This window comes from Candidatus Frackibacter sp. WG13, from assembly GCF_900114655.1.
Taxonomy (GTDB): domain Bacteria; phylum Bacillota; class Halanaerobiia; order Halobacteroidales; family Acetohalobiaceae; genus Frackibacter.
In genome coordinates this window covers 38,024-56,148 of sequence record NZ_FOTT01000014.1, presented here as the reverse complement: position 1 = coordinate 56,148, position 18,125 = coordinate 38,024, and the positions used below count along the sequence as shown (strand labels likewise).

Below are 18,125 nucleotides of genomic sequence, written 5' to 3'. Positions count from 1 at the left end.
CAAGTAAAAAAATAAAGTTATTTCTTCACAACCTGTTCGTTATCTATACTTAGTACTCGAGATTTAATTTTACCATCACTTAAAACCATCTCTAACTCTTCACCAGGATCTACTTCGTTTACAGAAGTTATTCCTTGGTCTTGACCAACTTTTTGACAATAGCTATAACCCCTCCTTAATACTTTCAAAGGAGACATACTATCTAACTTTCCAGCTTGAGTCTGAAATTTCTCTTGTAAGTAATCTAAACGACTCTGTATCTTATTGATTAATCTCGCCTCTAGTTCATCTACTCTCTGTTGTGAATCCTGCAATTGACGCTTTGGCTCTAGCAATACACGTCTTTGAGTTAAATTATTCACTTTATTACGTAAATTTTTCAACTTCTGCTTCATGCTTTGTTTTAAATTATTATTTAATCGATTCAAATATCTTGCTAATTCTTCCTGATTAGAAATTACTAATTCTGCTGCTGCCGATGGAGTCGGTGCTCTCAAATCGGCCACAAAATCAGAAATAGTATAATCAGTTTCGTGACCTACAGCCGATATAACAGGAGTATTAGAGTTAAAGATTGCTCGTGCTAGTTCCTCCTCATTAAAAGCCCACAGATCTTCTAAAGAACCTCCACCGCGACCAATAATTATGACATCTATATCCTCCCGAGCATTTAAACGCTCTAAAGCGTCTACTAAAGTAGGAACTGCTCTTTCACCTTGTACCGTAGCTGGAGCAATCAAAATTGAGACTCCAGAGAATCGTCTCTTAATAACTGATAGAATATCACGAACAGCAGCACCTGTAGGAGAGGTAATGACTCCGATCTTTTGTGGAAGCTTTGGTAACTCCTGCTTATGCTCCTCCTCAAAAAGCCCTTCCTTTTGTAAACGTTCTTTTAACTGTTCAAAAGCAATGTGCAAAGCCCCAATGCCATCAGGCTGTAAGCTCTGCACATATAACTGATACTGCCCTCGTGGTTCATATAAACTTACATAACCGGTTGCTAATATCTTCATTCCATCTTCTGGTTCAAACTGTAGACGTTGATTGGCACTCTTAAACATAACACTATTAATCTGTGTCTTTTTATCTTTGAGTGTAAAATACATATGCCCGGAACCATGATGATGAAAATTAGATATCTCACCAGCAATCAATAGGTTGCTAAGTAATTCATCATTCTCTAACTTATCTTTAATATATTTTGTTAATTCAGTTACTGTTATTACCTTTTGCTGCATAGGATAGTTGAGCAACTCCTTTTTATTTAATAACCTTCATTAATTACTCATTTAACATTCTCTTACAAGATTCAAGCGTGCCCTGTAATAACTTTGCAATAGTCATCGGACCTGCTCCACCAGGAACTGGAGTAATTGCACTTGCTTTCTCTTTCACATTTTCAAAGTCAACATCGCCAACAATCTTGCCGTCTACTTCATTAATACCGATATCAATAACAATTGCACCTTCTTTAACCATATCTGCTGTAATTAAGTTAGGTACCCCTGCCGCAACGATAACGATATCAGATTCTTTAGTATAACTAGCAGTATCTTTAGTATCAATATGACAAACAGATACTGTAGCATTTCTGTTTAATAATAAGAGTGCCATCGGTTTACCTACGATATTACTATGTCCAACAACTGTTACATCTTTACCTTTAACATCAATATCATATCTATCAAAAAGCTCTATAACTCCATACGGAGTACAAGGCACATAAGCATCTCCATCAATAACTAATTCACCAATATTATATGGATGAAAAGCATCAATATCCTTGTCTGGATTAATCGCTCTAATTACCTTATCATCATCAATCTGGTCTGGTAAAGGTAACTGAATTAGAATGCCATTAACCGAATCATCATTATTTAACTTATCTAATTCTGCTAATAATTCTTCTTCAGAAATATCCTCTGGTAAATTAACTACATTTGAATTAAAGCCTACTTTTTCACAAATCCGCTGCTGATGTCTTACGTAAGATGCCGAAGCTGGATTATCACCAACAAAAAGAATAGATAAACCTGGAACAACACCTTCCTCTTCTTTTAATTTCTCTACTTCTACCTTAATCTCCTCTTGAATCTCTTTGGACTTTGCACTACCATCTAAAATCAAAGTTTCATTTGTAGATCCTTCAGCTGCAACCGACATATTAAAAAATCCCTCCAAATAAGTATTTTATTAGTAAGACCTATATTAATTTCGTGGTTAAATATTACTTTAATTGTATTTAAAGTAAAAGGCCTCACTATATTACTTATTCTCCAACCCATAGAAAAATACCTTTTCATTTTAATAATTTTTAGAAAATTCTCCTATCTTACAAAAGCCTAAAAATATACAAAGCTTAAAATATAATATCACTACTTAATCCTAATGCAGCAACTCCTATAGCATTATCACTACTAAATTTAGGGTCAGCAAAGAATAGTTTAGCACCAACAGCTGGATGCTCTAGCCGCTTCTTTAACCTCATTCTTAAATAATTATTAGCTGCCACTCCCCCCACAATTAAGATATCATTAATCTCTTGCTCTTTTAAGCTTCGCCTTAACACCTTTTCTAATGCCTTAGCAATACAGCTTTGTACCGCTAAAGCAATATCCGCTGGCTTTTTATTATTTTCAATAGCACGCATTGCTGCTGAATTAGGTCCAGAAAAACTAATATTATACCCATCTACTGACGAAGGTATAATTATTGCTCCTTCTTCTCCTCTTTGAGCTAATTTTTCTAAATCAGGTCCAGCTGGAAAATTAAGCCCTAAAGCAACCCCTACTCTATCAACAAATTGTCCTGCATGTAAATCAACCGCTGCCCCTAATTTATCAACTTTGAAGGTATTATCATCTCTACTTACTATTAATATTTCCGTAGTACCTCCTGAAATATGAACTGCTAGAAACTTTCTGCTTTTTGGTCCACTGGCTGACCACAACCCAGCCATTAAATGTCCCTCTTGGTGTGATACTTCTTGGATAGGAACTTGCCATAATTCAGCAATACTCTTCGCATGACTCTCTCCTACCCTAAAAACAGGCATATAAGAATCAATATCACTACGCGGTCGAGTACTCACTACCACTTTAATTAAATCCTCTTCTTTAAAGCCACCAAATTCTAATTCTTTGATTACCTGTGGGAAATGTTCTATATGTTTAAAAACAGCCTCTGATTGACGTAAACCTCGCTCACCTTCTTCAACCGGAAGTAATTTACGCGCTTCAGCTATTAAGTTACCTTTTTCATTCATAATAGCTACAGAGGTTGTATAATTGCTAGTATCAATTCCTAAAATAGCTCCCATAAACACCGCCTCCTATTCCCTTACTACTTTTCCTAACACACCATTAATAAAAGACGACGACTTATCAGTAGCAAAACCTTTTGCTAACTCTACCGCTTCATTAATTGAAACCTCAATTGGAATATCATCACAATATAATATTTCATAAACTGCTAACCGTAAAATATTGCGGTCAATCACTCCCATTCTACTTACTTTCCATCCTTCAGCACTTTCATTTAGCTTTTCATCAATAGTATCTAAATTCTGATATGTACCAACAATTAATTTTTCTAAAAATGCACCTGTTAATCTCTCCTCACCAATTCTATCAACTAACATTGCTAAATTTTCATCTAATCCCTCTTCATTAATATCGATTTGATATAATGTCTGTAGCGCAACTTCTCTACTCTTATGTCTATTATATTCTTTAGTCATCTTTCTTCCTCCTTAGAGTCATATTAAAGAATCAATTGATTATAACCAAGGTATTAATTAAGCTAATTTCATAATTGGGTATTAAGCATAATTAACGCAGCATTTTTAGACGTTAGTACTTTATTATGTATCAACCCTATATTAATAGTTTAACATCTTATCTTTAAAACATACAAAAACCACCTAACTCTAGGTGGCGATTATAATTAAATTCAACTACCTATTAGGTGGTAAAATATCATCAATTATATCACGAAAATCTTCTTTCTGATCATATCGCTTACCAATATAATAACCAGCAAAGATAGATAGAAAGATAAAGACTGTTAAGATAAAACCTAAATAAATAAAGAAGATGCTGAATAAAAGTCCTAAGAAGGCTCCTAAAATCCTACCTTTATTCTCATAAAGAAACTCTAAAAACTTTACGAAATTTTCATTTGGCATTGTTTACCACCTCTTATTACTCTACTCTTAAATTTGAATCTTGAGCAATATTATCGACTAAAATCTCTATATTATTAGCTACAACTCCAGTTGTACGACCTAAATATTCCCTAATCTGTTCTTGTAGGTCTTCTGTTAATTCAGGAATATTAATATCAGGAGTTACAACTACTTCTAAAAAGATAATTAGTCCTTCTTCATTGACCCTTAACCTAGATTCAAGCTCTTTAACTCCCCTTGTTTTAGTAACTACTTCTCTAACTAAAGCATCGATTGCTGACAAAGAAAGACGAACTTGTCCTAAACTATTTTCTCGAACTATAGCATTTCTATTATGATCATTACCACGAACTAATGACCTAAGAATTCGAATTGCTATTATGAAAAAGATTAATCCAACAATTCCCATTTCTATTTGACCATAATTTTGATATATAAGATTAGTTATGTATTCTTGGGGGATTAATTCGAAAGTTGATAACATCATTACTAAGGAAACAAACATTAAAAGAATTGCAAAGATCACAATGATAATTCTATCTAAAACTTGCATTTAAAATCCCCTTTCCAAAGTAAAAATATAACTAACCCTTATCATCTGATTAAGGGTTAGTTATTTATTCTTATCTCACTCTAGTCTCTTCTGCCTCTTCTTCTTCCTCTTCAACTTCATTTCCAAAATTAACACCTTGTACATGTACATTCACTTCAACTACTGCTAAACCTGTCATATCTTCAATAGCCTGTCTAACATTATCTTGAATCTGCCAAGCAACATCAGGAATCTTAACCCCATATTCCATAATTACATATAAATCAATAGCTGCTTCTTTTTCACCAACCTCAACTTTAACACCTTTAGATAGGTTCTTCTTTCCTAACATTTCAGCAATACCCCCGGCAAGTCCACCACTCATACCAGCTACTCCTTCAACCTCAGTGGCAGCTAAACCAGCAATAATCCCTACTACTTCATTGGCAATTCTGACTGTTCCTACATCTTGTTCGTTATTAGTCATAACCTCCACCTCCTAGGTGTTTTACAGAGTTCATCTTAAATATATTATAGACACTAACTATAAATGTTAATCTAACTCATTTATAATTCTACGCTGAATAAAGTTAGTATAAAACTCTCCACGTTTAAAGAATGCATTATTTAAGACTATTTTATGAAAAGGAATCGTCGTCTGAATTCCAGAAATCTCATACTCATCTAAGGCTCTTAACATCCTACTAATAGCTTCTTCACGGTTAGCTCCCCAAGTAATTAACTTCGCTACCATTGAATCATAATGAGGTGGAATTAAATACCCAGGATAAGCACAGCTATCAACTCTAACTCCTAATCCACCAGGAACTAGATACTCTTCTAGCTTACCAGGGGAAGGTCTGAAGTCCTTATAAGGATCTTCAGCATTAATCCGACATTCAATAGCGGCACCTTCAATTTCAACATCCTCTTGGTTATATGCTAATTCTTCACCAGTAGCAACCTTAATCTGTTCTTTAATCAAATCAATACCAGTAACTAATTCAGTTACTGGGTGTTCAACTTGAATTCTAGTATTCATTTCAATAAAATAAAAATTATTATGTTTATCCAATAAAAATTCAACAGTACCAGCATTACTATAATTAACTGCCTTAGCAGCCTTAACTGCTGCCTGCCCCATAGCTTCTCTTAATTCAGAATCTAAAGCTGGCGATGGTGCTTCTTCTATTACTTTTTGGTGTCTTCTTTGGATAGAACAGTCACGCTCTCCTAAATGAATCACATTACCGTGTTCATCAGCTAAAATCTGAAATTCAATATGCCGTGGCTCTTCTATATACTTTTCTAGGTAGACTTCTGCATTACCGAAAGCAGCCTCTGCTTCAGCACTAGCTGTTTGAATAGCTTGCACCAAATCATCTTTATTATGGGCTACTCTCATTCCACGACCTCCACCACCAAAAGCAGCTTTAACAATTACTGGATAACCGATCTCTTCAGCTACTTCAACAGCTTCATCTTTATCTTCTAAACCACCTTCAGTTCCTGGAACAACAGGAACTCCAGCATCAATCATAGTTTCTCGTGCTACTGACTTATCACCCATCTTTTCCATATTTCTTGCCGAAGGCCCTATAAACTTAATATCACAGGTTTCACATACTTCAGCAAAATAAGCATTTTCAGATAAGAAACCATAACCTGGATGAATAGCATCTACTTCTGCTATATCAGCTACTGCCATAATACTAGGTATATTCAAATAACTCTTATTAGAAGAAGCTGGGCCGATGCAATAAGCTTCATCGGCATACCTAACATGCAACGCTTCTTTATCAGCTTCTGAATAAACAGCTACCGTCTTAATCCCCATCTCTTTACATGCCCTAATAATTCTTAAAGCTATTTCGCCTCGATTTGCAATTAAAATTTTCTCAAACATCATATCACAACCTCTCTATATCATCTGCTAGCTGAAATTTATAACTTTTCTACTAAGAATAATGGTTGCCCATATTCGATTGGTTCTGCATCTTCTACTAAAATATCAACTATTTTAAGTTTGAAGTCAGCCTCAATTTCATTCATTAATTTCATTGCCTCAATAATACAGAGCGTTTCGCCTTCTTCAATTACATCTCCTACCTCTACAAATGGATCCGCATCTGGTGCTGGTGCTCGATAAAAAGTACCTACCATCGGTGCATCAATAGTCTCTCCATCAGCAATTTCTGCTTCTTTACTTTCCTCAGCTTCTGCTACTTCTTGTTGCTGCGGCTTTACTTCTGCTTGAGTCTGCACTTGATTTTGAGCCGGAGCAGCAACTTGAGCAGCTTCTTGCACTATTGCACCACCTTTCTTAATATTTACTTTCGTATCATCAGTCTCTAAATTAATTTCAGAAATATCCGTGTCATTTAAGATCTTAAGTAATTCTTTAATCTCACCTAAATTCATTTCTTCTTCCTCCTCTATAACTTCTTCTTGACCATTTTCCCCAAATATATCTTTATCTTGTTGTCTTTCCTTCAAAAACTTCAAACCAACTTGTGGGAATAGAGCATATGAAATATAATCTTCTTCTTTTTCTACATACTGCTCTACTTCATCCTTAATATTATCTAACATTGGATCTAATAAGTCGGCCGGTCGACAAGTAATCGGCTCTTCATCTCCAATAGCCATCTGCTTAACTTCAGGATCTATTTCTGCTGGTGGTCTTCCATATTCTCCTCTAATATAAGACTTAACCTCATCTGGAATAGTCTTATATCTTTCGCCTAATAGAACATTAAATACCGCCTGCACACCTACTACCTGACTAGTCGGTGTTACTAATGGTGGATAGCCTAATTCTTCTCTTACTCGTGGAATCTCATTTAAAACATCATGGATTCTATCCAAAGAATTTTGCTGTTCTAACTGCGAAACCAAGTTAGAGATCATACCACCAGGAACCTGATGAGAAAAAGTCTGCATATCAGTAATCCTAGTAACTCCTCTTTCAAATCCTCTTCTTCTTCTCACTTGTTCAAAGTAACGATCAATATCAAATAAGAGATCCAAATCAAACTCTGTATTATATTCAGTATCACTTAAGATGGCAGTCATCGTTTCTACCGGCGGTTGTGACGAACCAAAAGCCAACGAAGCAGTAGCGGTATCTATTACATCAACCCCTGCCTCTATAGCCTTAACATAAGTAGGCATCGCTAAACCACCAATATAGTGACTATGTAACTGAATAGGAATATCTAACTTTTCCTTAAAAGCAGTTACTAACTCATAAGCTCTATATGGCTTCAATAATCCTGCCATATCCTTAATACAGATAGAGTCCGCACCCATATCTCTCAACTTTACTGCTGTATCCACATAATGATCAATAGTATGTACAGGACTCACCGTATATACTACTGTAGCTTGTGCATGAGCATCAGTCTCTTGCACTGCTTCTAAAGCAGTTTTCATATTTCTAACGTCATTTAAAGCATCAAAGATTCTGAAAATATCGATCCCATTTTCTGCCGCTTTCTCAACAAATTTTCTTACTACATCATCTGGATAATGCTTATAACCGACAACATTCTGTGCTCTCAACAGCATCTGTAACGGAGTCTTTTGAAAATATTTATCTAATAATCTTAACCTTTCCCAAGGGTCTTCTTTTAAATACCGCATACAAACATCAAAAGTTGCACCACCCCACACTTCCATAGAATGATAGCCAACTTCATCTAGTTTACTTACTATAGGTAACATATCCTCCGTCTTCATCCGCGTTGCCCATAAAGATTGGTGTGCATCGCGTAACGTAGTATCTGTTATTTTAACCTGTTTTGACATTCTACTCCCTCCTATTATTCTCCTAATATTATTTCTAGAATTAACTATAAAATCCTCTTTTTTAAGCTATCTTAATTATGATAATAATTTATAAAAAAACTCAGGTTTGTATATTTATAACCTGAGTAGGATAGTCTTATTTTATAATTATATATTCTTTTAACCCTTTTGTCAATTTTTTCACTAATCCTTTTTCTCAATAATCGTTATATCTTCTAGTCCTAAGTCTGTAGTTTTAGCCACTATATCACCAATCTTAGCTACATCTTTCTTTTCTAATCCTTTAGTAGCAATAATAATATCTACAGAATTTTGGTGAATATAGGCAATTGCATCTTTATAACCTCTCGCTCTAATTAAACTCTCAATTTCCATCTCTTTTTCTAAGTCCTTAGTTAAATTTAATAACCTATTTTGCGCACGACTCTTTAAATCTTGGTTTGAATTAGGGTTATTAATCATCTCTCTTAATAGATTTACTTGTTCACTTCGAATCTTATCTCTTTCTAACCTATATTCTACAAAGAAATTCTTCTGATCTTCCTCTGCTTTTTCGTTAACTTTAGCTACACTGACTACTTTCTGATCTACTAATTTCATCTTTTGCTCTAAACTTCCTTCTTCTTTAACTTTTTTGATGTCAGAATTATTAACTGGTACTGTATTATCAGTATTATAAATAATAATTGCTGACAACATACCCACCCATAACATCAATACTAAAAACCAAACAAACTTTTTCTTTAAAATAATTGACATCTTTACACCTACCTTTTCATTGGTAATATTACTATTTTATATGCCGGTACTCCTAATCCAACTTTAACTGCCGAAACCAAATCTGCTTTAACATAAGATGACTCTGCTCCTTGAGCTACTACTAATACCCCCTTGATTTTTGGTTTGATTTCTTTACGCACTACAGCTTTTTCACTACCATCACTGCGACGAATAATAACTACTTCTTGCTGTTGATCTTTCTGCTCTATTCTCCGTTCCCCTCCATCAGTAGCTTCTTCATTGGTTATCTGTTTTGAAAAGTCGTTATTTTTAGCATATAGATATTCAGACCCTGTATCTAAGGTTATATCTACTACTACCTTACCAACCCCGGAAAGATTACTTAAAACTCTTCGTAATTTCTCTTCCATCACTACCTCTGGACTTGCTTGTTGATAGCCTTTCATATCTATTGTTGTATTTTTTTGATTAGAATTAAGTTGCGGAGATTTAAACTCTGATGATTGGTCTGAATCTACTAAATTCCCTAACATAATAAATAGGATCCCAGCAAAAATTAAAATAAATAAACGTCTTACTAACTTCGTATTCATATTATTAAATATGTCACTATTAAATATCTTAGTAATCTTTTCTTTCTCATTATTAGCCATTTTATCCCTCCAGACTAAATTACTCCGCCTGAACTATAACTTGATCACTATCTAAGCCATAAAAATTAGCTACTCTTTCTTTTATTTCCTTACTAGCTATTTTTAAAGAAGAATCTTTCTCATTTTTTTGGGCATTCGATTTAACCGTTCTTTCTTTTTGAATATCAACCTTGTTTATTTTAATAGGTTTAACCCCTTTAAAATCATCTAGTTGTGAATTATCTTCATTCTTTACTTTAATTAATATATTAGCAATTTGATGATTCTCTTTTAACTTAATATTAACAACAGTTGATGGCAAGTCTTTATCAAATGCTAATAGTGCTGAAATCTGCCTAGCAAGCCGCCTCTTATAATTCTGTTCTGCTTTGCTCTGATTTGTTACTTGTAAGGCTTTACCTCGTTCCATAATTTTAGACATCTTAGGTTCTTCTTTGCTGCTAACTGTCAATAACTCAGTAATCTGATTTAAGTTATAGTTAGTATTAAAAAGATTAAGCAATGGATTTAAGACTGCTATTAAAATAAATAGACCTAGTACTACTCTTGTATATTTTTCCAAATGACTCTTAGGCAATAACATCTCCACTAAAGAGGTTAAGAGTACAATTACTACCAAATTTTCAATCCAAACTTCCAAATAAGTTAGCATCTATCTCACCTCAACATTACTGTCATATTTGCTATTCCAATTAAAATAGTAAGCATTATAAAGAACATCAATGATACTGAAAGAACCGCAGCAAAGACCATAATTAGACTATTACTTAAGTCATCAAGGCAGGCTACTATTCTCGAATCGCTAATCGGTTGAATGACAGCTCTAGCAAACTTATAAATGAAGATTAATGCTACTATCTTTAAAAGAGAGAAACTACAGAATAAAAAGATAATGACTACTCCTAAAATCCCTAATGCATTCTTAATTAAGAGCGAACCACCAATTACCATATCTAAAGCATCAGCAAAGATACCACCGACTACTGGCACAAAGGCCCCACTTAAATATTTGGCTGTTCGAATTGTTACTCCATCTCCAACTGCCCCTGCTGTTCCTTGTACAATTAAGACGCCAATAAAAAGAGTTAAAAATGCTCCTAATAGTCCTACATTAATTTCTCTAATTAATTTAGCTAGTCCAGATATATTAAAATTATCAGAAATATTATTGACTACTGCTAATCCGGCTGAAAATAATAACATTGGAAAAGTAATATTTTTGATTAATACACTTAATAGATTAACGATTAAGAATGTAATGGGTTGAAAGAGAGCTGCAGAAGTAATATTACCTACTGCTACTAGTAGCGTCAATAATAGAGGTAAGATAGCCTGCATTACGCTAACCATATCATCAATAGCCTGTTCTCCAACATTAATTGCAACTTTAAACGAGTTCAGAGCAACAATTACTAAGACTAAATAGACTATACTATTGACTAAGCGACTTATTCCTTGTTCAGCAAAAGAGTTTTGAAATGTCTTCAATACAGCAGCAATTACTGCTAAAATAATTAACTTGCCTAATAATCTAAAGTTAATTACTATCTCCTTAAATAGATAACGCAATAAGCCTTGAATGATTGCTTTTAATTTTAACTCAACCTCTTGATTAGTAAAGAGATCTATTACATCTTCTAGTCTTAATTTAGGTAAGTATTCCCCAGTATCTCTATTTAATTTATTTATCTGTTCTTTTATTTCACTTAAATCTAATTTGTTTAACTGTTCATTAATTAATTCTTCTTTTTTATTTTGAAGTGAAAATTCTTCCTTTTCTTCTCCTAAAGCTTGAATAGTAGTGACTTGACAGACCATAATTAAAATTATGATAATTAAGCTTAACTTCTTTAACTTACTCTTCTTCAACTAACTCACACCTTTAATATCTAAAGCTTTTACGGTAGTAATTGCATAACAGATTCTAAAATTGCTAACATTACCGGAATAGCCAATACCATAATTAATACTTTACCAGCAAACTCTATTTTAGAAGCAATTACTCCTTCTCCAGCGTCACGACAGATTGCTGCCCCAAATTCTGCAATATATGCTATCCCAATCACCTTTAAGATAGTATCTAAATATATAAGGTTAATATTGGCCTTTAAGGCTAAATTACGTAAAAAATCTATGATCGCTATAATCTTAGTCAGCATTAATCCAAAGATTAGAATACTTACAACTAAGCTTAGTTGGAGAGCAAATTCTGGTTCTTTTTCTCTAACTAAGATTATTAAAATAGTAGCTAACAAGCCCAATCCTACTATCTGAATAATCTCCATCTAACCACCTACCCCATCAAAACCCAAATATCTGTCTTACATTAGTAAATAAGTCATTAATTAGCCTAATTACAATCATTAAAACAATAATTACCCCTACTAAAGTTAACATTTCCGCTTGTTCTTCTTTATTTGCCTGCTCTAAAACTATATTAAAGATAGAGATTAAGATTCCTAAACCGGCAATCTTAAATACTAAATCTACATTCATCTATCCCGCTCCTTCCACCAAACCAAATTCTTTCTTAGTAAAGTAAGATAACTACTACTAACCCCCCTAAAACCCCTAAATAACGCCGTTGTTTTACTTTAGCATCTTTAATAGCCAATGAATCCTTAATTGCTAGCTTTAACTGCTTTTGGGCTAACTGCAAATTCTTCTTTTGATGTTCACGATCAGACTTACCTAAATGTTTACCGAAATTAATCAGCACTTCTTGATCGTCTAATTTTAAAGCTGTTTGAGTTCTTACTTCTTTCACTGCCTGTTGCCAGGCTTGATCTGCAGTTACCCCAATATTTTCTTGTAAAATTTCTGTGCAATTAATAAAGAGTTGGGCTATTGGGAGATTAATCTTTTCTCCCACTCGCTTTAAGGCTTGAGGTAAAGGTGTTGCTGCATACATAATTTCTGCTTCTAAAAGCTGAAAAGCTAACTGTAACTCCTGCAACTGTTTAACCCTTAAAATTAATTGCTTCGCACTTAAAAAACCAAGCCAGCTACTGGCTATAACAATCATTACACTGCCTAAAATCTTGATCATATGCATCCCTTTCTTCTTTTAAATCTAATTTCTTCTTCATTGACCCCAAGTACTCTTTCTATCGTCCCTGGCCCTCTTCGTCTACTAAGAATAATGAAACGTTTGAAGAAGGTATGTTTTAATAGTTCTTTTAAGTTTGGTCGCTCCTTAATTTCATTCAAGTCTTGACCATGAACTGAAGTTATGATCTTAACGCCAGCATTAATTGCTTCTTTGATAGCCTGGACATCTTTTTGACTACCTATTTCATCAGTGATGATTACTTCTGGCGACATAGACCGAATTAATAACAGCATACCCTCTGATTTAGGACAGTTAGCCAATAGGTCAGTACGAATCCCTAATTGGTTCTGAGCTATACCTTGATAAGTTCCACCTAATTCACCTCGTTCATCTACCACTCCTACTTTTAACCCTGAAAAATTTAATTGCGGTATCCCGTTACTTAATTGTCTAATTATATCTCGCAAAAGGGTTGTCTTACCACACTGAGGAGGTGAAATTATTAAAGTATTATATACCCTCTCTCTATTAAAGATAAGTTTCTTGATTATTGAATCTGCTGCCCCTATAATCTCCTGTGAAATTCTAATATTTAGGCCTGAAAAATCTTTAATTAATTCAATCTTGTTTGAATTTGATATCACTCTCCCTACAAAACCAACTCGATGTCCTCCTTTTAATGTTAAATAACCTTCTTTTAACTCTTCTTCTAGAGCATAAAGAGAATTCTGAGTCATTATATTCATTGTCTGTTGTAAATCATGTTGCGTAGTATGATAAGCTTGTTTAGGCTCAGAGGTCACCTCGCTTCTTTTGGTTAACATAACCTCTCTTTTATTCAGATTTAAGATTAACGGTTGATTAACTCTTAATCGAATCTCTTCTATCTGACTTAGAATTTTAAGATCTATTCTCTCTATTATCCTTCTTAAACTATTTGCTAGGACAGGCAATATCTCTTTTTGAATTCTATTAGCCATAAGTTAACCACCTCTCTATAATTCATATTAATCTTTTGGTAAAAATATGCAAAGAAATTTAATTATTTTATTTAAGAACAAGTCAATATACCTCTTCCACTTGCCGTTCATTCCGCATTCTGCTAAAATTATAATTTCCTAGTATAAAAATAAATAAGGTGTGCTGAAATTTCAGCACACCTTAATGATTAGTCAATCTTTATATAATTATACTCGTTCGATATATTCACCGCTGCGAGTATCTATCTTTAAGATATCTCCTGCTTCAATGAAAAGAGGCACCTTTACTTCTGCCCCTGTCTCTAAAGTTACAACCTTAGAACCACCCGAAACTGTATTGCCTCTTATCGCTGGCGGAGCATCAGCTACTGCTAATTCTACTGTATCAGGAATATTAACTCCGATTACTTCTTCTTCATATAATTCTAACTTGATTTCTTGATTCTCTTTTAAATATTCAGTAGCTTGACCTAATCTATCCTGACTCAAATTAATCTGCTCATAGGTTTCGTTATCCATAAAGACATAGTTATCACCACTACGATATAAGAATTGATAAGGTTTAGTTTCGATATAAGCCTTATTTACTTTTTCCCCGGATCGAAATCGTTTAGTAATTGTCGAACCAGTATCAAGATTCTTTAATTCAGTCTGAACGAAAGCACCGCCTTTACCCGGTTTAACATGATCGTAATTGACGATTTTATAGAGATCGCCATCTAACTCAATAGTTAGTCCTGTCTGAAAGTCATTAGTTGAAATCAATAATCCAATACCTCCTTAATTATTTTCAATTATTTAAATTAATTCTAGATAATATTTGTAGATTCCTGCTTTTAATATAGTATTAAACCCTGATTAAATCTTTAGCTACCGAAGTTAAAATTTCGCAGCCATCTTCAGTAACTACTACTATGTCTTCAATCCTAACTCCACCCCAGTCTGGAAGATAGATACCTGGCTCTACTGTTACTACCATCCCAACCTCTAGCTCTTCATCAGCAGTCTTAGCTAAACGAGGTTCTTCATGAACTTCCAATCCTACTCCATGCCCTAGCCCATGACCAAAATTATCTCCATATCCGGCATCTACAATAATTTGACGAGCTACTTGGTCTATTTCTTCTCCGGTTTTACCAGGTTCAATAGCTTCTATAGCTGCTAACTGTGCTTCTAATACAGTATTATATACCTCTTCTTGTTTTTCTGTTGGAGCTGCTCCTAAAATGATAGTTCTCGTTAAGTCAGAATTATAATGACTATAAATACAGCCTAAATCAAAAGTTATCATATCACCTTTAGCAATCTTCTTTTCAGTAGCAACTCCATGTGGTAGTGCCCCCCGTTTGCCTGAAGCTACAATAAAGTCAAAAGCATTCTTAGTAGCACCCTGCTGCTTCATAAAGTATTCTAATTCTAAGCTTAGCTCTTTTTCGGTCATCCCAGGTTTAATATAATCTACAATATGTTCAAAAGCCTGGTCCGCAACCTTAACTGCCTTTTTAATCTCTTTTATTTCTGATTCATCTTTAATTTTTCGTAAATCTTTAATTACATTCTCTGTAGGAACTAATTCTACAGCATCTAGTTTCTCTTTGTATCTTTGATACTGTTGGTATCTTACTTGCTTAGCTTCAAATCCTAATTTATTAATCTTTAATCGTTCTAACTCTGCTTTTAAAGCCTTTATCTTTGGAGTTCCGTGCTCTACAATCTCATAATTACTAGCTTGAGATTTAGCCTGCTCAGTATACCGAAAGTCAGTAATTAATACGGCATCTTTCTTAGTAATTAAGATAGTCCCAGCAGTACCAGTGAAACCGCTCATATAATATCTATTCTGAGGATTATTAATTAAAATTCCGTCGATTTCTAATTTATCTAATCCTTCTCTAACTAATTTAATTCGTTCTTTCATCTCGATTAACTCCTCTCTACAAATTAACTAACGCCCTTAACCCTAATAAATAACTATCTAAACCCAATCCTGATATCTGCCCTTCTACTACTGGAGCTATTACAGATTTATGTCTAAACTCTTCCCTTTGATATATATTGCTTAAATGAACCTCTATTGCTGGAATTTCTACTCCAGCAATTGCATCACGAATGGCTATACTATAATGAGTATAGGCACCAGGATTGATTAGCAAACCATCTATCTCTTCTTTACGTGCTCGATGAATCCGATCAATTATCTCTCCTTCACTATTATACTGTTCAACCATTAATTCTACTCCCAATTCAGAAGCTAAATCTTTTAACTGTTGATTAATGTCATCTAAAGTTAGTTTACCATACACTTCTGGTTCGCGTTCCCCTAACAAGTTTAAGTTAGGACCGTGGATGATCAAGTACACATTATCTCCTCCTGTCACTGCTAACAATAGTAATTAAAAATATAAGGCTTTTTATTTGAAATTTTAAAAATCTCTCAGACTTTATTATTCTTAACCTTATTTTAGTCTGTGCTTGGTCTGTGTTAGTCTGTGTCTAAATACTCTTTTAATTCTTTTTCTAAACTCTATTTTTAACTTCAACCTTGACCTGAACTATTGCTCCTTTAAAACTTCAGCTATTACCTCTTCGTCAACTTCGCTGACTATCTTCACTCCCCCTATCTTTTCTGGCAAGATAAATCTTACTTTACCATCTTTAACTTTCTTATCCTGCTTAGTCTTAGCAATAATATCGCTAACTTTTAAATCGCCAAATTCAACTGGTAGTCCTAGATTAATAATCAATTCTTTCTGTCGTTGAACTTCATCTTTAGTTACCATATCTAATCGATGGGCTAACTCCATGGCACTAATCATCCCAATTGCTACTGCTTCACCATGGCGATACTCGCCATAACCGCTTAAGGCTTCAATAGCATGACCGATAGTATGTCCATAATTTAAGATAGCTCTCATTCCTAATTCTTTTTCGTCTTCAGCAACTACTTCTGCTTTAATCTGACAGGAACGTTGGATGACTTTTGCTAAAACATCTAAATCTAACCCCTTAATTGCTTCTTGCTTATCCTGAAGATAATTAAAAAATTCTTTATCCCAGATTACTCCGTACTTAATTATCTCTGCTAAACCAGATTGAATATCACGCTGATCTAAAGTATTTAAGACTTCTAAGTCAACTAGAACTAATTGCGGTTGATAGAACGCACCAATTAAATTCTTGCCGGCTTCATGATTAACGGCTACTTTTCCGCCTACACTACTATCTACCTGAGCTAATAACGTAGTGGGTACTTGTACAAATGGAACACCCCGCATATAAGTTGCTGCTATAAAACCAGCTAAGTCTCCAACTACTCCACCACCAAAAGCTATAATCAATGAATCCCTCTCTAAACCAAAGTCTACCGCTTCATCATATAACTTTTGTGCCATTTCTAGACTTTTAGAGCCTTCACCTTCAGGCACAGATGTTAATCTAAAGTTAAACTTTGATTTATCCATAACTTCTGTAATCTGTAAACCATATAAATTCTTAACACGCTCGTCAGTAATAATTAATACTTTATTATTAAATTTAAATCCTATTTCTTCTAAGACTTGATCTAAATCTGATAATAGTCCTTTACCTATCTTAATTTCATAACTTCTCTCTCCTAAATCTACTTTTACCAGTTCCATCGGATTTAACCACCTTATCTTCTATGTATTATCCATAATCTCTTTGATTCTATTTACAACTTCATCAACCTCTAAGTTCGAAGTATCAATCTTATGCTTAGTAATATCATAATAACTCTTGCGTTTAGTGAGTAACTTCTTGATTTCCTTTATCGGATCAGCCACAGCCAATAAAGGTCGATCCGTTCCTCTGACTCTCTCTAAAATAACTTCTGGTTCTGCTTTAAGTAAGATAACGATTCCTTGTTCTTTTAAAAGTTCTACATTCTTCTCTCTAAGTACTGCCCCACCACCGGTTGAGATTACTAAATCACTCTTTTGACCTAAATCTGCAATTACTTCCGTTTCTAAATCACGAAAGTACGCTTCACCTTTGGTAGCAAATATTTCACCTATTTCAGAACCAGCACTTTCTTTAATTACTTCATCAGAATCTATAAACTTTAACCCTAATTCATCTGCTAACCTCTTACCTACTGTACTCTTCCCAGTTCCCATAAATCCAATTAATATTATATTCTTCATTACTA

Annotated in this window: 22 protein-coding genes; all 22 read right to left on the bottom strand. The window is 34.1% G+C overall.

What is annotated here, in order from left to right; all coding sequences use genetic code 11:
• Window positions 1-17: 17 nt before the first annotated feature.
• The 22 genes from xseA to BM077_RS08475 all read right to left on the bottom strand — a co-directional run bounded on the left by xseA (window position 18) and on the right by BM077_RS08475 (window position 18,120).
• Window positions 18-1,241 carry an exodeoxyribonuclease VII large subunit gene (xseA, locus tag BM077_RS08580; protein ID WP_089747482.1) on the bottom strand — a complete coding sequence of 408 codons (1,224 nt, stop codon included), beginning with the start codon at window positions 1,239-1,241 and terminating at the stop codon, window positions 18-20.
• 43 nt (window positions 1,242-1,284) lie between these two features.
• The gene (gene folD / locus BM077_RS08575) at window positions 1,285-2,166 is read right to left on the bottom strand and encodes a bifunctional methylenetetrahydrofolate dehydrogenase/methenyltetrahydrofolate cyclohydrolase FolD (RefSeq protein WP_089747484.1); all 882 of its coding nucleotides are present in this window, start codon (window positions 2,164-2,166) and stop codon (window positions 1,285-1,287) included.
• 196 nt (window positions 2,167-2,362) lie between these two features.
• Window positions 2,363-3,322 (bottom strand): Kae1-like domain-containing protein, encoded by a 960-nt coding sequence (locus BM077_RS08570; protein WP_089747486.1) that lies wholly within the window; start codon window positions 3,320-3,322, stop codon window positions 2,363-2,365.
• A 12-nt stretch (window positions 3,323-3,334) separates the two neighbouring features.
• Window positions 3,335-3,742: a transcription antitermination factor NusB gene (nusB, locus tag BM077_RS08565; RefSeq protein WP_089747487.1), complete on the bottom strand. Its 408-nt coding sequence runs from the start codon at window positions 3,740-3,742 to the stop codon at window positions 3,335-3,337.
• A gap of 216 nt (window positions 3,743-3,958) precedes the next feature.
• The gene (locus BM077_RS08560; protein ID WP_089747490.1) at window positions 3,959-4,189 is read right to left on the bottom strand and encodes a DUF2273 domain-containing protein; all 231 of its coding nucleotides are present in this window, start codon (window positions 4,187-4,189) and stop codon (window positions 3,959-3,961) included.
• Between the two features lie 16 nt (window positions 4,190-4,205).
• The gene (amaP, locus tag BM077_RS08555; RefSeq protein ID WP_089747492.1) at window positions 4,206-4,742 is read right to left on the bottom strand and encodes an alkaline shock response membrane anchor protein AmaP; all 537 of its coding nucleotides are present in this window, start codon (window positions 4,740-4,742) and stop codon (window positions 4,206-4,208) included.
• 70 nt (window positions 4,743-4,812) lie between these two features.
• Window positions 4,813-5,208 carry an Asp23/Gls24 family envelope stress response protein gene (locus tag BM077_RS08550; RefSeq protein ID WP_089747494.1) on the bottom strand — a complete coding sequence of 132 codons (396 nt, stop codon included), beginning with the start codon at window positions 5,206-5,208 and terminating at the stop codon, window positions 4,813-4,815.
• A gap of 66 nt (window positions 5,209-5,274) precedes the next feature.
• A complete protein-coding gene (accC, locus tag BM077_RS08545; protein WP_089747620.1) occupies window positions 5,275-6,627 on the bottom strand; it encodes an acetyl-CoA carboxylase biotin carboxylase subunit in 1,353 nt (450 codons plus the stop codon).
• A gap of 38 nt (window positions 6,628-6,665) precedes the next feature.
• Complete coding sequence (gene accB / locus BM077_RS08540; protein ID WP_089747496.1) at window positions 6,666-8,531, bottom strand: acetyl-CoA carboxylase biotin carboxyl carrier protein; 1,866 nt, start codon at window positions 8,529-8,531, stop codon at window positions 6,666-6,668.
• 183 nt (window positions 8,532-8,714) lie between these two features.
• Window positions 8,715-9,290, bottom strand: coding sequence for a SpoIIIAH-like family protein (locus BM077_RS08535; protein ID WP_089747498.1), 576 nt, complete (start codon window positions 9,288-9,290; stop codon window positions 8,715-8,717).
• A gap of 8 nt (window positions 9,291-9,298) precedes the next feature.
• On the bottom strand, window positions 9,299-9,925 hold the full coding sequence (locus tag BM077_RS08530; RefSeq protein ID WP_089747500.1) for a hypothetical protein: 627 nt from the start codon (window positions 9,923-9,925) through the stop codon (window positions 9,299-9,301).
• Between the two features lie 19 nt (window positions 9,926-9,944).
• Window positions 9,945-10,577, bottom strand: coding sequence for a stage III sporulation protein AF (spoIIIAF, locus tag BM077_RS08525; protein ID WP_089747502.1), 633 nt, complete (start codon window positions 10,575-10,577; stop codon window positions 9,945-9,947).
• A gap of 5 nt (window positions 10,578-10,582) precedes the next feature.
• Window positions 10,583-11,794 (bottom strand): stage III sporulation protein AE, encoded by a 1,212-nt coding sequence (spoIIIAE, locus tag BM077_RS08520; RefSeq protein ID WP_255361520.1) that lies wholly within the window; start codon window positions 11,792-11,794, stop codon window positions 10,583-10,585.
• 29 nt (window positions 11,795-11,823) lie between these two features.
• On the bottom strand, window positions 11,824-12,210 hold the full coding sequence (spoIIIAD, locus tag BM077_RS08515) for a stage III sporulation protein AD (RefSeq protein ID WP_089747503.1): 387 nt from the start codon (window positions 12,208-12,210) through the stop codon (window positions 11,824-11,826).
• Window positions 12,211-12,226: 16 nt separating this feature from the next.
• The gene (gene spoIIIAC, locus BM077_RS08510; RefSeq protein ID WP_089747505.1) at window positions 12,227-12,421 is read right to left on the bottom strand and encodes a stage III sporulation protein AC; all 195 of its coding nucleotides are present in this window, start codon (window positions 12,419-12,421) and stop codon (window positions 12,227-12,229) included.
• Between the two features lie 34 nt (window positions 12,422-12,455).
• Complete coding sequence (spoIIIAB, locus tag BM077_RS08505; RefSeq protein WP_176941580.1) at window positions 12,456-12,974, bottom strand: stage III sporulation protein SpoIIIAB; 519 nt, start codon at window positions 12,972-12,974, stop codon at window positions 12,456-12,458.
• Window positions 12,971-13,957 (bottom strand): stage III sporulation protein AA, encoded by a 987-nt coding sequence (gene spoIIIAA / locus BM077_RS08500; protein ID WP_090095213.1) that lies wholly within the window; start codon window positions 13,955-13,957, stop codon window positions 12,971-12,973. The genes spoIIIAB and spoIIIAA overlap by 4 nt, the downstream gene beginning before the upstream one ends.
• Window positions 13,958-14,164: 207 nt before the next feature.
• A complete protein-coding gene (gene efp / locus BM077_RS08495; protein WP_089747510.1) occupies window positions 14,165-14,722 on the bottom strand; it encodes an elongation factor P in 558 nt (185 codons plus the stop codon).
• 82 nt (window positions 14,723-14,804) lie between these two features.
• Window positions 14,805-15,875, bottom strand: coding sequence for a M24 family metallopeptidase (locus BM077_RS08490; RefSeq protein WP_089747514.1), 1,071 nt, complete (start codon window positions 15,873-15,875; stop codon window positions 14,805-14,807).
• Between the two features lie 16 nt (window positions 15,876-15,891).
• The gene (gene aroQ / locus BM077_RS08485; RefSeq protein ID WP_089747516.1) at window positions 15,892-16,317 is read right to left on the bottom strand and encodes a type II 3-dehydroquinate dehydratase; all 426 of its coding nucleotides are present in this window, start codon (window positions 16,315-16,317) and stop codon (window positions 15,892-15,894) included.
• 192 nt (window positions 16,318-16,509) lie between these two features.
• Window positions 16,510-17,595: a 3-dehydroquinate synthase gene (gene aroB, locus BM077_RS08480; RefSeq protein WP_089747518.1), complete on the bottom strand. Its 1,086-nt coding sequence runs from the start codon at window positions 17,593-17,595 to the stop codon at window positions 16,510-16,512.
• A gap of 21 nt (window positions 17,596-17,616) precedes the next feature.
• On the bottom strand, window positions 17,617-18,120 hold the full coding sequence (locus BM077_RS08475) for a shikimate kinase (protein WP_089747519.1): 504 nt from the start codon (window positions 18,118-18,120) through the stop codon (window positions 17,617-17,619).
• Window positions 18,121-18,125 lie beyond the last annotated feature (5 nt).

Bases quoted from the DNA above. Each gene is read 5' to 3' on its own strand.
- xseA (WP_089747482.1), bottom strand. From the start codon at position 1,241: ATGCAGCAAAAGGTAATAACAGTAACTGAATTAACAAAATATATTAAA.
- folD (WP_089747484.1), bottom strand. From the start codon at position 2,166: ATGTCGGTTGCAGCTGAAGGATCTACAAATGAAACTTTGATTTTAGAT.
- BM077_RS08570 (WP_089747486.1), bottom strand. From the start codon at position 3,322: ATGGGAGCTATTTTAGGAATTGATACTAGCAATTATACAACCTCTGTA.
- nusB (WP_089747487.1), bottom strand. From the start codon at position 3,742: ATGACTAAAGAATATAATAGACATAAGAGTAGAGAAGTTGCGCTACAG.
- BM077_RS08560 (WP_089747490.1), bottom strand. From the start codon at position 4,189: ATGCCAAATGAAAATTTCGTAAAGTTTTTAGAGTTTCTTTATGAGAAT.
- amaP (WP_089747492.1), bottom strand. From the start codon at position 4,742: ATGCAAGTTTTAGATAGAATTATCATTGTGATCTTTGCAATTCTTTTA.
- BM077_RS08550 (WP_089747494.1), bottom strand. From the start codon at position 5,208: ATGACTAATAACGAACAAGATGTAGGAACAGTCAGAATTGCCAATGAA.
- accC (WP_089747620.1), bottom strand. From the start codon at position 6,627: ATGTTTGAGAAAATTTTAATTGCAAATCGAGGCGAAATAGCTTTAAGA.
- accB (WP_089747496.1), bottom strand. From the start codon at position 8,531: ATGTCAAAACAGGTTAAAATAACAGATACTACGTTACGCGATGCACAC.
- BM077_RS08535 (WP_089747498.1), bottom strand. From the start codon at position 9,290: ATGTCAATTATTTTAAAGAAAAAGTTTGTTTGGTTTTTAGTATTGATG.
- BM077_RS08530 (WP_089747500.1), bottom strand. From the start codon at position 9,925: ATGGCTAATAATGAGAAAGAAAAGATTACTAAGATATTTAATAGTGAC.
- spoIIIAF (WP_089747502.1), bottom strand. From the start codon at position 10,577: ATGCTAACTTATTTGGAAGTTTGGATTGAAAATTTGGTAGTAATTGTA.
- spoIIIAD (WP_089747503.1), bottom strand. From the start codon at position 12,210: ATGGAGATTATTCAGATAGTAGGATTGGGCTTGTTAGCTACTATTTTA.
- spoIIIAC (WP_089747505.1), bottom strand. From the start codon at position 12,421: ATGAATGTAGATTTAGTATTTAAGATTGCCGGTTTAGGAATCTTAATC.
- spoIIIAB (WP_176941580.1), bottom strand. From the start codon at position 12,974: ATGATCAAGATTTTAGGCAGTGTAATGATTGTTATAGCCAGTAGCTGG.
- spoIIIAA (WP_090095213.1), bottom strand. From the start codon at position 13,957: ATGGCTAATAGAATTCAAAAAGAGATATTGCCTGTCCTAGCAAATAGT.
- BM077_RS08490 (WP_089747514.1), bottom strand. From the start codon at position 15,875: ATGAAAGAACGAATTAAATTAGTTAGAGAAGGATTAGATAAATTAGAA.
- aroB (WP_089747518.1), bottom strand. From the start codon at position 17,595: ATGGAACTGGTAAAAGTAGATTTAGGAGAGAGAAGTTATGAAATTAAG.
- BM077_RS08475 (WP_089747519.1), bottom strand. From the start codon at position 18,120: ATGAAGAATATAATATTAATTGGATTTATGGGAACTGGGAAGAGTACA.